Raw genomic sequence first — 15,179 nt, 5'->3', positions numbered from 1 at the left:
CGGGTCAGCGCACGGCGGCCCAGACCTCCTCGACGGCCTGCGCCGCGAGGGCGTCGACGCCGTCCTGGGAGCCCAGGCCGAGCACGGTGACGGTGAGGTCGTCGGTGCTGCGCCAGCAGAGGACCATGGTGTCGGAGACGTGCGTGGCCGCCGGGTGGTCCCCGACGGCGGGGAAGTGGATCCGCCGCGTGCACGTGACCTCGCCGAATCGCAGTTCGGCCCCGGCGGCCAGGATGCGGTCGGCGAAGTCCGCTGCGCCGGTTCGCCCGGCGGCCACGTTGAGCCGCGGGAGGCGGTGAGGGCCCGGGGCCCAGTAGGCGCGCCCGGCGAAGGCCTCCCCGCGCCGCAGGTCCGCCTGCATGCGGATCCAGTCCTCCTGCCGCCCGAAGTCCTCCTCCGGCGCAGGGGGCGCGAACCCCGCCACGACCTCGGGCAGCACCACCGGGCGCTTCGCGGCGGCCGGGGCCGGACGCTGCCCCACCGCCCACCAGGCGCCGCAGGCGACGACCGCTACGACGACCGCCACGGCGAGGGCGAGGGCGACGGCGAGCGGCCTGCGCGCCGGTCCGCCCGGGGCCCGGCGCTCCTGCCCGGGGACCGGGACGACGGCCGCCGGGGTCACGGCTCCGGCGTAGAAGTCGTACGGGGGCACCGGGCGGGCGGTGCGGGCGGGAGCGGGCTCCTCGCCGGTCCGGAGCGGCATGGACCCAGCGTGGACGGCGGCGGCGCCCGCGGTGCCGGGTCGCGGGGAGCATCACCCGCCCGGACGCGCGTCGCCCCGCCCTCCCTGGGGAGGGGAGGGCGGGGCGAGGGCCACCGGGGGAACGGTGGCACGGGCCGCGCGTGGCCGCGGGGGAGACGGCGCCGCGCGGAGTCGGTCGGTTTCGGGACGGGGGGGCTCCCCGCTCCCGTGGTGCGGTGTGGACCCAGAGTGAGGACTCGCGGGCCACCTGGCGGCCGGTTCCGCGGCGGCTTCACCCGGACGGCGCAGGCGGCTCGCCGGCCAGGTGTCCGGTACTGCAAGTTCCAGGTACGCCCGGTGCCGGACATGTGTGAGACTTCGTGCTGCTGTAGCCGCCGTCGCCTGCAGGAGGTCCCCGTGCCGGGTTTCGCGAGCTTCGCCCACGCCGTCCACGCCAACGCCGAGCGCTTCGGCGACCGCCCGGCCGTCCGCCTCGACGACCACGTCCTCAGCCACGCCGCCCTCGACGACGCCACCGCCCGCGCCGCCGCGCTGCTGCGCGCCCGCGGGGTGGAGCCGGGCGACCGCGTCGGCGTCATGCTGCCCAACGTCCCCGCCTTCCCCGTCCTCTACTACGGCGTCCTGCGCGCCGGCGGGGTCGTCGTCCCGATGAACCCCCTGCTGCAGCCGCGCGAGGTGGCGCACCACCTGCGCGACTCCGGTGCGGTCGCCCTCTTCGCCTGGCACGCCGTCGCCGCGGCCGCCGAGGAGGGCGCCCGCGACACGGACGCCGAGTGCATCGCCGTCGCGCCCGACACGATGGCGCAGCTGCTCGCCGGGGTGGAGCCCGACCACCGCGTCGCCGAGGTCGACGGCGACGACACCGCCGTCATCCTCTACACCTCGGGCACCACAGGCGCCCCCAAGGGCGCCGAGCTGACCCACGCCAACCTGGTCGGCAACGCCCGCACCACCTGCACGACCCTGGTGGAGCTGACCCCGGACGACGTGGTCCTCGGCGCGCTGCCGCTGTTCCACGCCTTCGGACAGACGTGCGTGATGAACACCTGCACGCTGGCCGGGGCGCAGATGTCGCTGCTGGCCCGCTTCACCCCGGAGGACGCCCTCGCCGTCGTCGAGCGCGACCGCGTCACCCTCTTCGCCGGGGTGCCCACCATGTACGGGGCGCTGCTGAACTGCCCCTCGGCCGGCACCTCCGACGTCTCCAGCCTGCGCCGCTGCATCTCCGGCGGCGCCTCGCTGCCCGTGGAGGTGCTGCACGGGTTCGAGAACGCGTTCGGCTGCACGGTCCTGGAGGGGTACGGGCTGAGCGAGACCTCCCCGGTCGCCTCGTTCAACCACCCCGACGCCGAGCGCAAGGCCGGCTCGATCGGAAGGCCCGTCCGCGGCTGCGAGATGGACCTGCGCGCCGCCGACGGCACGCCCGCCGGTCCCGGTGAGGTCGGCGAGATCGTCATCCGCGGCGAGAACGTCATGCGCGGCTACTGGCGCAACCCCGAGGCCACCGCCGCGGCCGTCGACGCCGACGGCTGGTTCGCCACGGGCGACCTCGCCACCCGCGACGAGGAGGGCTTCTACTCCATCGTCGACCGCAAGAAGGACATGATCAACCGCGGCGGCTACAACGTCTACCCGCGCGAGGTGGAGGAGGTGCTCTACGAGCACCCGGCCGTGGCGGAGGCAGCGGTCGTGGCCGTGCCGGACGCGCTGCTGGGGGAGGAGGTCGGCGCTGCCGTCGTCCTCAAGCCCGGCGCGTCCACCACCGCGGAGGACCTGCGGGCCCACGTGAAGGGGCAGGTCGCCGCCTACAAGTACCCCCGGCACCTCTGGCTCGTCGACGAGATGCCCAAAGGGGCGACCGGCAAGATCCTGAAGCGGCGCATCTCGCCGCCGCTTCCGAGCAGCGCGGTGGGAGCCGCGCAGGAGGAGGACGCACGTGCGTGACGCCGACAGCGGGCTCGGAGTCGACTACTACGGCCTGGCGGAGGACCTCACCGACGCGGAGCGGGACCTCTGGACCACCATGCGCCGCTGGGTCGACGCGGAGCTCATCCCGGTCGCGGGGGGCTACTGGGAGCGGGCCGAGTTCCCCTACGACCTCGTGCCGAAGTACGCGCAGCTCGGCGTCGTCGGCGACGCGCTCGTCGGCCCCGGCATCCCCGAGATGAGCGTCACCGCGGCAGGCCTCATCACGATGGAGCTCAACCGCGGCGACGGCAGCTTCGCCACCTTCCACGGCGTGCAGGCAGGGCTCGCCATGCGCTCCATCGCCTTCTGCGGCTCCGACGAGCAGAAGGAGCGCTGGTTGCCCGCGATGGCGCGGCTGGAGGCGATCGGCGCGTTCGCCCTCACCGAGCCCGACCACGGCTCGGACTCCGTGGCGCTGGAGACCACCGCCCGCCGCGACGGGGACTCCTACGTCCTGAACGGCGCGAAGCGCTGGATCGGCAACGGCACGATCTGCGACGTGTGCGTCGTCTGGGCGCGCGGGGAGGACGGGCAGGTCCAGGGCTTCCTCGTCGAGAAGGGCACCCCCGGCTACGAGGCCGACGTCATCGAGGGCAAGGGATCCCTGCGCGCCGTCTGGAACGCCGACATCCGGCTGACGGACTGCCGCGTCCCCGCCGAGAACAAGCTGCCCGGGGGGCGCACCTTCAAGGACACCGCGCGGGTGCTGTCCGCCACCCGGGCGGGCATCGCCTGGTCCGCGCTCGGCCACGCCACCGCCGCCTACGAGTGCGCACTGTCCTACGCCCTCCAGCGGCAGCAGTTCGGCAAGCCGATCGCCTCGTTCCAGCTGGTGCAGGAGAAGCTCGTGCAGATGCTCGCCGAGGTGACCGCGATGCAGCTGTTCTGCCTGCGCACCTCCCGCCTCGCCGAGCAGGGCCGGTTGACGGACACGATGGCGTCCCTGGCGAAGATGAACGCCACCCGCAAGGCCCGGCAGGTGCTGGCCACGGCCCGCGACCTCATGGGCGGCAACGGCATCCTGCTGGAGCACCGCGTCATGCGGCACATGGCCGACATCGAGGCCCTGCACACCTACGAGGGCACCGAGAGCATCCAGACGCTCATCATCGGCAAGCAGCTCACCGGCATCAGCGCCTTCGCCTGACGGGCCGGCGGCACGCGTCCGCCCGGCCGCAGCCGCACGCACGACGGAGGCGGTGGCCCCCCTGGGGGGACCACCGCCTCCGTCGTCCGCGGATCAGCGCGTCACGGCTGGTCTCACGGCTGGACGAGGCCGATCCGGTCCAGCTCGGGCGCGCTCACCGGCGAGTTCGCGCCGAGGTAGGCGATGAACGCGTCGAGGTCGATCGGGCCGGTGACGGCGTTCGTGCCGCCGGTCAGGACCGAGAAGCCGTCCCCGCCGCCGGCGAGGAAGCTGTTCACGGTGACCCGGTAGGTCGCGCCGGCCTCGACGGTGCTCCCGCCGATGGTGACGCTGGAGTCGACGACCCGGCTGCCGGTGCAGGGGTCGGCGCCCGCTGCGGCGGTGGTGCCCGCGGGGTCCACCAGGTAGGAGACGGAGGCCGAGGGGGCGAGCACCTTGCCGACCTGGAACTGCTGCTCCAGGAGGCAGTTCAGCTGCGCGCCCGTGAGGTCGAGGGTGACGAGGTTGTTGGCGAACGGCTGCACCGTGAACGCCTCCTCGTAGGTCACCTCGCCGGCGAGCAGGTCGGCCCGCACGCCGCCGGGGTTCATGAAGGCCGCGACCGCGCCGGCCTCGTCGTCGCTGCCCGCGAGCTGGGCGTCGGCGATGAGGTTGCCGAGGGCGGACTCGCCACCGACGTTGCCGAGCAGGACCTCCTGCGCGCGGAGGATCTCCTCCGCCGCCTCGCCGACCCGCCGGTCGCGGATCGGCCCCAGGGCCTGGGTGTAGCGCTCGATGAGAGCGGTCTGGCTGGCGTCCCGGGCGACGTCACGGGTGACGATCATGTTCTTCGCCTCCGCCCCGGGCAGGACGTCGCCGCTGCGGCGGTCGATGCGCAGGTCGATGTCGGTGACGAGGCGGCCGTTCGAGGCGGCGCTGGTGACGAGCGTGTCGTCGATGCGGCAGTTGTACGCCTGGTGCGTGTGGCCGGTGACGACCACGTCGACCGCGTCGTCCATGCGCTGGACGATGTCGACGATGGGCCCGCCGAAGTTGTTGCAGCCGTTGATGTCCCACTTCATGGCGCCGCTCTGCGCGCCGCCCTCGTGGAGCAGGACGACGATCGCCTCGACGCCCTGGCTCTGCAGCTCGCGGACGTAGCGGTTGGCGGTCTCGGCCTCGTCGGCGAAGTCCAGGCCGGCGACGCCCTCCTGGCTGACGATGTCCTTCGTGCCCTCCAGCGTCATGCCGATGAAGCCGATCTTCACGCCCTGCACCTTGTGGATGGCGTAGGGGGCCAGGAGCGGCTCGCCGGTCTCCGTCACGAAGGCGTTGGCGGACAGGTACTGGAAGTCCGCACCCTCGTACGGCGTGCCGTCGGCGCAGCCGTCGACGGGGTGGCAGCCGCCGTTCTGGATGCGCAGCAGCTCGGCGGCGCCCTCGTCGAACTCGTGGTTGCCCACGGCGGCGTAGTCGAGACCGGCGAGGCTGAGGGACTCGATGGTCGGCTCGTCGTGGAAGGCGGCCGACAGCAGCGGGGAGCCGCCGATGAGGTCGCCCGCGGCCACCGTGATCGTGTTGTTCTTCTTCTGCTCGGCCGCGAGCTGGGTCAGCTGCGTGGCGAGGAACTCGGCGCCACCGGCGTTGACCGTGACCGCCTTGCCGTCGGCGTCGACGCCGGTCTGGATGCGGCCGCCCGACCCGCCGGGCTCCTCGAGGGCGCCGTGGAAGTCGTTGAGGGCGAGGAGTTGCACCTCGACCGGCTTGGGGCCCCTCGGGCCCGCCGCGTCGGCGGGGGTGAGGGTGGCGGCTGCGGTGAGCGCGGTCATCGCCAGCGTGGTGGCGGCGGCTGCGACGGTCCGGGTTCTGCGGGTGCTCGTCATCGATGCTCCTGGAGGAGGTTCTGACCCGTGGGCGAGGACATCATGCGCCCTCCCGGCGGTTTTCGGAGACCACCAGGTGAACGCAGGGCGTCGTGCTGGTCAATCTGTGCAGCCGACGGCCCGCAGCGAGCGGTATCCGGTCAGCAGAGCGGCGAGGGCCGCTCCCCGATCGGGGAGCGGCCCTCGTGCCGGTCGGTCCGGCGGCGGCGGCTCAGCCGGCGCTGGCGACGCCCGGCGGCAGGAACCTGCGCCCGCGCACCCGCTCCGAGGCGCCCGTGCGGTCCAGGTACGGGGTGATCCCCCCGAGGAAGAGCGGGTGCCCCGTGCCCAGGATCAGGCACACGTCGACCTCCTGCGGGGACGCGGCGACACCCTCGTCCAGCACCAGGCCGACCTCGTCGGCGAGCGCGTCCTGCACCCGCTGCAGCAGCTCCTCCCGGCTCACCGCGCTCCGGCCCTGGACGAACACGCCCTCGGCCTGCGGCGTCAGCTCGACCGCTCCCTTGCGGGTGACGAGGTCCGGGCTGCCGGCGTCCACCCAGCGCTGCAGGTTGGGGGAGACGGCGAAGCGGTCCGGGAACGCCTCGTGCAGGCTCTCGGCGACGTGCAGCATGACGGCCGGGCCGACGAGGGCGGCCAGCCGCAGCGGGGACATCGGCAGGCCCAGGGGGTCCAGGGCGTGCTCGGCGTCCAGCAGGGGCATGCCCTCGTCGATCGCCCGCATGACCTCGCAGAACAGGCGGGTGCTCACACGGTTGACCACGAAGGCCGGGGCGTCGCGCACCAGCACGCAGGTCTTCTTCAGCTCCCTGCCCACCGCGAACGCTGTCGCCAGGGTCGCGTCGTCCGTGGCGGGCGTGCGGGCGACCTCCACCAGCGGCAGCACCGCGACGGGGTTGAAGAAGTGGAAGCCCACCATGCGCTCCGGGCGCGTCAGCACCTCCGACATCGCCGTCACCGACAGGGAGGAGGTGTTCGTGGCGATCACGCAGTCCTCGCGCAGCAGCGGCTCCAGCTCCCGCAGCATGGTGCGCTTGACCTCGAGGTCCTCGAACACCGCCTCGATGACGAAGTCGGCGTCGGCCATCGCGGCCTTGTCCGTGGAGCCGGACACCAGCGCGTTCAGGCGGTTGCGGCCGTCGGCGCTGAGCCTGCCCTTGGCGTGCAGCTCGTCGATGCCGGCGCGGACGAACCCGAGGCCCTTCTGCACGCGGGCGTCGTCGAGGTCGGTGAGGACGACGGGCACCTTCAGCCGGTGCAGGAAGAGCAGGGCGAGCTGGCTGGCCATCAGCCCCGCCCCCACGACGCCGACCTTGGTGACCTTGCGGGCCAGTTCCTTCGGCGGGGCCCCGTCGGCGGACTTGGCGAAGCGCTGCACGAGGTGGAAGGCGTAGATGGAGGCCCGGGCCTCGTCGCTCATGATGAGGTCGCCCAGCGCCTCGTCCTCGGCGGCGAAGGCGGTGTCCCGGTCGGCGGTGCGGGCCAGGGCGATGAGGTCGAGCGCCCGGTAGGGGGCGGGTGCCGCGCCGTGGACGCGGGCGTCGGCGAGGGCGCGGCCCTTGGCCAGCGCGGCCTCCCAGGCGGCGTCGCTGCGGTCGGCGCTCCCGCGCTCCACCGTCACCTCCCCGCGCAGCACCTGCGACGTCCAGCGCAGCGACTGCTCCAGGAAGTCCGCCGGCTCGAAGGCCACGTCCGCGATGCCCACCTGTGCGGCCTGCGCCCCGCGCAGGGTGCGGTTGTTCGCGAGGGCGTTGCCGATCATGACGTCGACGGCGGCGTCGGGGCCGATGAGGTGGGGCAGCAGGAAGGTGCCGCCCCAGCCGGGGACGAGGCCGAGGTAGCACTCCGGCAGCCCGAGCGCCGCGGCCGAGGTCGAGACGGTGCGGTAGGTGCAGTGCAGCGCCAGCTCCAGGCCGCCGCCGAGGGCGAGGCCGTTGACGTAGGCGAACGTCGGCACGGACATCTCGCCGAGGCGGCGGAACACCTCGTGCCCCTGCGTCGCGGTGGCCAGGGCGTCGGAGCGCTCGCGCAGCTCCCCGATGCGCTTGAGGTCGGCCCCGGCGCAGAAGAAGCCGGGCTTGCCGGTGAGGGCCACGGCGACGACACCGGCGCGCTCCGCCTCGTCGAGGGCGGCGGACAGGCTCTCCATGGCGGCCGGCGAGAGCGGCGTCGGGCGGCGCGGGTCGCCGTTGTCCAGGGTGATCAGCGCGAGGCGCCCCGGGCCACCGGGCAGGTCCACGACCCGCAGCAGGGCCCGGGTCGTCAGGTCCTGCTTCGCGGGCCGGCCCTCGGCCTCGCGACCGGTGCCCGTGGTGGTGGACGGAGGCTGCACCGGGGTCAGCGAGTCGCGGGTCGCGGACTCGCGGGTGCTGGGCTGGGGGGTGGTGGAGGTGCTCACGCGCGGCTCCCGTCGGCGTCGCTGGAGGTGGCGGGCTGCGCCGAGGCGCCCTTCGTCGCGTCGGCGTGGTGCAGGTTCTCCCAGACGACGGTGCCGCCCATGCCGAGGCCCACGCACATGGTGGTGATGCCGTAGCGGACCTCGGGGCGCTGCTCGAACGCGCGGGAGAGCTGGATCATCAGGCGGACGCCGGAGGAGGCCAGCGGGTGGCCGATCGCGATGGCGCCGCCGTAGGGGTTGACCCGGGGGTCGTCGTCGGCGATGCCGTAGTGGTCGAGGAAGGAGAGCACCTGCACGGCGAACGCCTCGTTGATCTCGATGAGGCCGATGTCGTCGATGCCGAGACCGGCAAGGCGCAGCGCCTTCTCCGTGGAGGGCACCGGGCCGAAGCCCATGACCTCCGGCTCCACGCCCGCGAAGGCGTAGCTGACCAGGCGCATCGAGGCGGGCAGCCCCAGCTCGGCAGCCGTTTCCTCCGCGGCGACGATGCAGGCCGTCGCCCCGTCGGTGAGCGGGGAGGCGTTGCCCGCGGTGACGCGCCCGTGCGGACGGAAGGGCGTCTTGAGCTTCGCCAGCCCCTCCGTCGTGGTGTTCGGGCGGGCGAGCTCGTCGACCGTGGCGACACCGTAGCCGTGCTGCGTGCTGCGCGTCGCCACCGGGACGAGGTCGCGGCCGATGGTGCCGTCGGCCTGGGCCTTGGCGAAGCGCAGCTGGCTGTTCACCGCCCACGCGTCGGCGCGCTCCTTGGTGAGGGCCGGGTAGCGGTCGTGCAGGTTCTCCGCGGTGATGCCCATGTTCAGCGCGTCGGGGGCGACGATGCGCTCCATCAGGAAGCGCGGGTTCGGGTCGGTGCCCGAGCCGATGGGGTGGTGGCCCATGTGCTCCACGCCGCCGGCGAGGGCGACGTCGGCTGCACCGAAGGCGATGCTGCCGGCCGCGGTCGTCACGGCGGTCATGGCGCCGGCGCACCAGCGGTCGATGGAGTAGCCGGGGACGGTGGCGGGCAGGCCCGCGAGCAGCGCGGCGCTGCGGCCGAGCAGGAGGCCCTGGTCGCCGCTCTGGGTGGCGGCCGCGATGGCGACGTCGTCGACGCGCTCGGGCGCCAGGCCGGGGTTGCGGCGCAGCAGCTCCCGCAGGCAGTGCACGACCAGGTCGTCGGCGCGGGTCTCGGCGTAGTAGCCGTCGGGGCGGGCCTTCCCGAACGGCGTGCGGACACCGTCGACGAACACCACGTTCCGGGTCGTGCGGCGGCTGGCTGTCTCGGCCACTGGTCCTCCTCCTCGAGGTCGGGCTCGCTGCGCCCGCCGCACCGGAGCGGTGCGGTGACGCCAGGTTACGCCGGAACAGAAGTATCCGGTACTGCAGGTCCGGGTTCTTTGCGCCGGACGTGCCGCGAGGTGCCGGCCGGGCCCCGCCTAGGCTCGGGCGCCGTGTCCTCCTGCATGGCTCCCCGGGTGCCCTCCCTGCTCCTCGCCGGCGCCGGCGGCCTGCTCGCCGTCGTCCTCGCCGCCGCCCCCGCCGCCGCCCACGACCGGCTCCTGAGCAGCGACCCCGCCGACGGCGCGCGCCTGCCCGCGGCCCCCGCCCGGGTCGAGCTCGCCTTCAGCGACGACGTCCTGGCGCTGTCGCCGCGGGTCCGCGTGCAGGACCAGGCGGGCGCGACCGTCGCCGAGCCCGAGCCGGTCGTGGAGGGCGACCGCGTCACCGCAGCCCTGCCCGCCGGCCTGGCGCCGGGCACCTACGCCGTGCAGTGGCGCGTCGTCTCCGGCGACGGACACCCGATCGAGGGCTCGTTCTCCTTCGGCGTCGAGGGGGCCACCGCCCCGGCGGAGGCCACTCCCACCGCCGAGCCGGAGGCCACCGCCGAGCCGCAGGCCACTGCCGGACAGGAGGCGGACGGGGGCCCGAGGGGTGCGGAGCCGGAGGACGGCCCGGGCGGTGCGCCGCTCCTCGTGGTCGGCGGGATCGCCGCCCTGCTCGGCGGGGGAGCGGCCGTCCTCGCCAAGCGCCACCGCGACCCCAACGGCCCGCCCGGGCAGCACTGACCGCTCCCCGCCTCCGTGGTCCGCCTCCGTGGTCCGCCTCCGTGGTCCGCCTCCGTGGTCCGCCTCCGTGGTCCGCCTCCGTGGTCCCGTCCCCTCGACGGATGCGACGGTGCGGTGTCCCGTCCGCCGCAGGCGGGACCACCTCGGCGCACCCGCCGGTTAGACTCGGGGCACAGGCGTCGACCCGGCCATCACCGGCGAGCCTCCGGAAGAACGGGCGCACCCCCGGGGGGCGCCCCAGTAGACCCGGACGGGTCCGGCCCGTGACAGCCGGACGACGAGCGGTCGTCGCGGCGCGCACCTCCCGGTGCCGGTGCGGCGGCAAGCGGGGTGGTACCGCGGTGGGGGCCGAGACCGGCACCCGTCGTCCTCGCGGGTGGTGACGCACTCGGCTGGAGGAGACCCGTGTCCGCGAACGACCCGACGAACGACCCGATGACCGAGGCGACGGACGAGGCCCCGGCGAACGGCCCCGTAGCGGGCCGCGCCCAGGTGCCGTCCAGCCCGCGCTTCCCGGAGATCGAGCAGCGGGTGCTGGACTCCTGGGCGGCGGACGGGACCTTCGAGGCGAGCCTCGAACGGCACCCGCGCGGCCCCGAGGAGTTCGTCTTCTACGACGGCCCGCCCTTCGCCAACGGCCTGCCCCACTACGGGCACCTGCTCACCGGCTACGTCAAGGACGTCGTGCCCCGCTACCGGACGATGCGCGGCCAGCGCGTCGACCGCCGCTTCGGCTGGGACTGCCACGGCCTGCCCGCCGAGGTGGAGGCGGAGCGCCAGCTCGGCATCACCCACAAGTCCGAGATCGAGCAGATGGGCATCGACAGGTTCAACGAGGCCTGCCGCGCGTCCGTGCTGCGCTACACCGCCGACTGGGAGTCCTACGTGACCCGCCAGGCGCGCTGGGTGGACTTCGAGAACGACTACAAGACCCTCGACACCGACTACATGGAGTCGGTGATGTGGGCGTTCAAGACGCTCCACGACAAGGGCCTCATCTACGAGGGCTTCCGGGTGCTGGCGTACTGCTGGCGCTGCGAGACGCCCCTGTCGAACACCGAGACGCGCATGGACGACGTCTACCGGCAGCGGCAGGACCCCGCGGTCACGGTGGGCTTCGAGCTGACCAGCGGCCCGGCGGCCGGTGCGCTGATCCTCGTCTGGACGACGACGCCGTGGACGCTGCCGAGCAACCTCGCCGTCGCCGTCGGCCCGCAGATCGAGTACGCCGTGGTCGAGCGGCCCGCGGCCGACGGGCAGGACGGCACCCGGCGCCTCGTGCTGGCCGCCGACCGCGTCGCCGCCTACGCCCGGGAGCTGTCCGAGGACGGGACGGCCGAGGGCGTGCGCGTCGTGCAGCGCCTGCGCGGCGAGGAACTGCTCGGCTCCCGCTACGTGCCGCCGTTCTCCTACTTCGCCGGCCACGACCACGCCCACCAGGTGCTGCCCGCCGACTACGTCACCACCGAGGACGGCACCGGCGCCGTGCACATCGCCCCCGCCTTCGGTGAGGAGGACAAGGCCGTCACCGACGCGGCGGGCATCGCCGCCGTCGTGCCCGTCGACTCGCGCGGGGAGTTCACCTCCCAGGTGCCCGACTACGCCGGCACGCAGGTGTTCGAGGCCAACAAGCAGATCATCGCCGACCTCAAGCGGCACGGCGGCTCGGTCACCCCCGGCACCCTGCTGGTGCGCCAGGAGACCTACGACCACCCGTACCCGCACTGCTGGCGCTGCGGCAACGCCCTGATCTACCGGGCGGTCTCCAGCTGGTTCGTGGAGGTCACGAAGATCCGCGACCGCATGGTCGAGCTGAACCAGGAGATCACCTGGGTTCCCGGCCACGTCAAGGACGGGTCCTTCGGCAAGTGGCTGGAGGGGGCGCGGGACTGGTCGATCAGCCGGAACCGCTACTGGGGCAGCCCGATCCCGGTGTGGGTCTCGGACGACCCGCAGCACCCCCGGGTCGACGTCTACGGCTCCCTCGACGAGCTGGAGCGCGACTTCGGCGTGCGCCCGGCTGACCTGCACCGGCCCCACGTCGACGCCCTCACCCGGCCGAACCCCGACGACCCGACGGGGCGCTCGACGATGCGCCGGGTCCCGGAGGTGCTCGACTGCTGGTTCGAGTCCGGCGCGATGCCCTTCGCGCAGGTGCACTACCCGTTCGAGAACACCGACTGGTTCGAGAGCCACTACCCGGGCGACTTCATCGTCGAGTACATCGGGCAGACGCGCGGCTGGTTCTACACGCTGCACGTGCTGGCCACCGCGCTGTTCGACCGGCCCGCGTTCCGCACCTGCGTCTCGCACGGCATCCTGCTCGGCGACGACGGCCGCAAGATGAGCAAGTCGCTGCGCAACTACCCCGACGTCTCCGAGGTGCTGGACCGCGACGGCTCCGACGCCATGCGCTGGTTCCTGATGGCGTCCCCGGTGCTGCGCGGTGGGAACCTCGTCGTCACGGAGCAGGGCATCCGCGACGCCGTGCGGCAGGTGATCATGCCGTTGTGGAGCACGTGGTACTTCTTCTCCACCTACTCCGGGCTCTCCAGCCACCGCCCCCGCTGGCGGACGTCGTCGCAGGACGTGCTGGACCGCTACGTCCTGGCGAAGCTGCACGACACCGTCGCCGCGGTCACCGCGCAGCTCGACGAGTACGACGTCTCCGGTGCGTGCGCGAGCTCCCGGGAATTCCTGGACGTGCTGACGAACTGGTACGTGCGCCGTTCCCGGGAGCGGTTCTGGGACGGCGAGTCCGACGCCGCCCGCGACGCGCTGGACACGCTGCACACGGTGCTGGAGACGCTGACGCGGATGCTGGCGCCGTTGCTGCCCCTGATCGGCGAGGAGGTGTGGCGCGGCCTGACGGGCGGGCGCTCGGTGCACCTGACGGAGTGGCCCGACGCCGCCGACCTGCCCGCCGACCCCGACCTCGTCGCGGCGATGGACCGGGCGCGGGCGGTGTGCTCGGCGGTGCTGTCGGTGCGCAAGGCGGAGAACCTGCGGGTGCGGCTGCCCCTGACCCAGGTGCAGGTCCTGGACGACCCGGAGCTGCTGCGGCCGTTCGCGCAGCTCATCGCCCAGGAGGTCAACGTCCGCGAGGTCGCGCTGGGCACCCCCGACCGCGGCGCGGAGTTCGGCGTGGTGGAGCGCCTCACGGTCAACGCCCGCGCCGCCGGCCCCCGCATCGGCAAGGAGGTGCAGACGGCGATCCGCGCGGCGAAGGCCGGGGACTGGCAGCGCACCGCCGAGGGCGTGGTGGCCGGGGGGATCGCCCTGCAGCCGGGGGAGTACGAGGTCGGCCTGGTCGTGGAGGGCGGCGGTGCGGGGGAGCGCCGCACCGCGCCGCTGGAGTCCGGCGGGTTCGTGGTGCTGGACACGGCGGTCACCCCCGAACTGGCCGCGGAGGGCCTGGCCCGCGACGTCATCCGCCTCGTGCAGCAGGCGCGCCGGGACGCGGGCCTGCACGTCTCGGACCGGATCCGGCTCACCGTCGCGGCCGACGGGCCGGTGTGGGAGGCGCTCGTGACGCACCAGAACCTCGTCGTCTCCGAGACGCTCGCGCAGCAGTTCGGCTCGGCCGGCTCCGCGGAGGCGCTGCCCACCGAGCGGACCACGCTGACCGCCGCGGTGGAGGGGCACCAGGTGCGGATCGCCGTCGAGCGCGCGGAAGGCCCGCGATGAGCGAGCAGTCGGGCACCGGGCGCCACCCCGGGAGCCGCTACGCGGAGGTCGTGCGGGAGATCCTGTCCCGCAACCCCGAGCACCGCATCCACCCCACCCTGGAGCGGGTGCGGGAAGCCTGCCACCTGCTGGGCGACCCGCAGCTGGCGTACCGGGTCGTCCACATCACGGGCACCAACGGCAAGACGTCGACGTCGCGGATGGTGGAGCGGCTGGTGCGCGAGCACGACCTGCGCACCGGGCGCTTCACCAGCCCGCACCTGTCGGAGATCACCGAGCGCATCGCCATCGACGGGGAGCCGCTCAGCCGCGAGCGCTTCGTCGCCGTCTTCGAGGACGTGGAGCCCGTGGTCCGCATCCTCGACGAGCGGGCCGCCGCTGCGGGGGATCCGCGGCTGAGCTTCTTCGAGGTCCTCACCCTGATGGCGTTCTGGGCGTTCGCGGACGCCCCGGTGGACGTGGCGGTCGTGGAGGTGGGCCTCGGCGGGACGTGGGACACCACGAACGTCGTGCAGCCCGACGTGTGCGTCGTGACGCCCGTGTCCGTGGACCACGAGGCGTGGCTGGGTTCGACCATCGCCGAGATCGCGGAGAACAAGGCGGGGATCATCAAGCACGGTGCGACGGTGGTCCTCGCCGCGCAGGAGCCCGAGGCCGACGAGGTGCTGATGCGGCGCGTCGTGTCCGAGCGCTGCTCCGTCGTCCGCGAGGGCGTCGACCTGGGCGTCGTGGACCGGCAGCTGGCCGTGGGCGGGCAGCTGGTGTCGCTGCGGACGCGCGGCGGGGTCTACGCCGACGTCCTCCTGCCGCTGCACGGCGTGCACCAGGCGCACAACGCCGCCGTCGCGCTCAGCGCGGCGGAGGCGCTGCTCGCCGAACCGGGCTCCACGCTCGGGGCGGCCGTGGTGGAGGGGGCGTTCGCGGACGTGGACTCGCCCGGGCGCATGGAGGTCGTGCGCCGGGCGCCGGCCGTCGTGCTCGACGCCGCGCACAACCCCGGCGGGGCGAAGGTGCTGGCGGAGGCGCTGGCGGAGGCCTTCACCTTCAACCGGCTCGTCGGCGTCGTGGCGGTCGCCGCCGACAAGGACGCCGAGGGCATCCTCGCCGCCTTGGAGCCGGTGTTCGCCGAGGTGGTGGTGACCCGCTCCTCCGCCCCCCGGTCGCTGGAGCCGGCGGATCTGGCGGAGATCGCCGAGGACGTCTTCGGGGAGGACCGGGTCCACGTCGCCGAGCGCGCCGACCAGGCCATCGACATGGCCCTGGGCCTGGCCGAGGCGGACGGCGACGTCGGTGGTGGCGTGGTGGTGACCGGGTCGGTGGTGCTGGCCGGGGACGTCCGCACCCTGCTGCGGGTCGGGCGGTGAGCCCG

9 protein-coding genes are annotated in these 15,179 nt (G+C 74.0%); 5 read left to right on the top strand and 4 right to left on the bottom strand.

Annotated features, from left to right (window positions below):
* Window positions 1-4 precede the first annotated feature (4 nt).
* Window positions 5-703 carry a hypothetical protein gene (locus CLV92_RS12380; protein WP_104433138.1) on the bottom strand — a complete coding sequence of 233 codons (699 nt, stop codon included), beginning with the start codon at window positions 701-703 and terminating at the stop codon, window positions 5-7.
* Window positions 704-1,099: 396 nt separating this feature from the next.
* Between CLV92_RS12380 and CLV92_RS12375 the strand changes: the two genes are divergently transcribed.
* Together CLV92_RS12375 and CLV92_RS12370 are read left to right on the top strand one after the other, a co-directional pair.
* Window positions 1,100-2,647 (top strand): long-chain-fatty-acid--CoA ligase, encoded by a 1,548-nt coding sequence (locus CLV92_RS12375; RefSeq protein ID WP_245886760.1) that lies wholly within the window; start codon window positions 1,100-1,102, stop codon window positions 2,645-2,647.
* Window positions 2,640-3,818 carry an acyl-CoA dehydrogenase family protein gene (locus CLV92_RS12370; RefSeq protein ID WP_245886759.1) on the top strand — a complete coding sequence of 393 codons (1,179 nt, stop codon included), beginning with the start codon at window positions 2,640-2,642 and terminating at the stop codon, window positions 3,816-3,818. The genes CLV92_RS12375 and CLV92_RS12370 overlap by 8 nt, the downstream gene beginning before the upstream one ends.
* A 113-nt stretch (window positions 3,819-3,931) precedes the next feature.
* Here CLV92_RS12370 and CLV92_RS12365 read toward each other — a convergent pair whose 3' ends face one another.
* From CLV92_RS12365 to CLV92_RS12355, 3 genes are all read right to left on the bottom strand, one after another.
* Window positions 3,932-5,680, bottom strand: coding sequence for a bifunctional metallophosphatase/5'-nucleotidase (locus CLV92_RS12365; protein WP_104433137.1), 1,749 nt, complete (start codon window positions 5,678-5,680; stop codon window positions 3,932-3,934).
* A gap of 211 nt (window positions 5,681-5,891) precedes the next feature.
* Window positions 5,892-8,012: a 3-hydroxyacyl-CoA dehydrogenase NAD-binding domain-containing protein gene (locus tag CLV92_RS12360; protein ID WP_425433577.1), complete on the bottom strand. Its 2,121-nt coding sequence runs from the start codon at window positions 8,010-8,012 to the stop codon at window positions 5,892-5,894.
* Window positions 8,013-8,074: 62 nt separating this feature from the next.
* Window positions 8,075-9,346, bottom strand: coding sequence for a thiolase family protein (locus CLV92_RS12355; protein WP_104433136.1), 1,272 nt, complete (start codon window positions 9,344-9,346; stop codon window positions 8,075-8,077).
* A gap of 162 nt (window positions 9,347-9,508) precedes the next feature.
* Between CLV92_RS12355 and CLV92_RS12350 the strand changes: the two genes are divergently transcribed.
* From CLV92_RS12350 to CLV92_RS12340, 3 genes are all read left to right on the top strand, one after another.
* Window positions 9,509-10,123, top strand: a complete 615-nt coding sequence (locus CLV92_RS12350; RefSeq protein WP_104433135.1) for a copper resistance CopC family protein — start codon at window positions 9,509-9,511, stop codon at window positions 10,121-10,123.
* A gap of 435 nt (window positions 10,124-10,558) precedes the next feature.
* The gene (ileS, locus tag CLV92_RS12345; protein WP_104433231.1) at window positions 10,559-13,810 is read left to right on the top strand and encodes an isoleucine--tRNA ligase; all 3,252 of its coding nucleotides are present in this window, start codon (window positions 10,559-10,561) and stop codon (window positions 13,808-13,810) included.
* Window positions 13,807-15,174: a bifunctional folylpolyglutamate synthase/dihydrofolate synthase gene (locus CLV92_RS12340; protein WP_104433134.1), complete on the top strand. Its 1,368-nt coding sequence runs from the start codon at window positions 13,807-13,809 to the stop codon at window positions 15,172-15,174. The genes ileS and CLV92_RS12340 overlap by 4 nt, the downstream gene beginning before the upstream one ends.
* The last annotated feature ends 5 nt before the right edge of the window (window positions 15,175-15,179 follow it).

Origin of the sequence: Kineococcus xinjiangensis (assembly GCF_002934625.1) — a bacterium.
Classification (GTDB): Bacteria; Actinomycetota; Actinomycetes; order Actinomycetales; family Kineococcaceae; genus Kineococcus_A; species Kineococcus_A xinjiangensis.
This window is presented reverse-complemented; position numbering and strand designations above follow the sequence as displayed.

Excerpts from the sequence above, each read along its gene's own strand:
- CLV92_RS12365 (WP_104433137.1), bottom strand. The coding sequence starts at position 5,680 with ATGACGAGCACCCGCAGAACCCGGACCGTCGCAGCCGCCGCCACCACG.
- CLV92_RS12380 (WP_104433138.1), bottom strand. The coding sequence starts at position 703 with ATGCCGCTCCGGACCGGCGAGGAGCCCGCTCCCGCCCGCACCGCCCGC.
- CLV92_RS12340 (WP_104433134.1), top strand. The coding sequence starts at position 13,807 with ATGAGCGAGCAGTCGGGCACCGGGCGCCACCCCGGGAGCCGCTACGCG.
- ileS (WP_104433231.1), top strand. The coding sequence starts at position 10,559 with ATGACCGAGGCGACGGACGAGGCCCCGGCGAACGGCCCCGTAGCGGGC.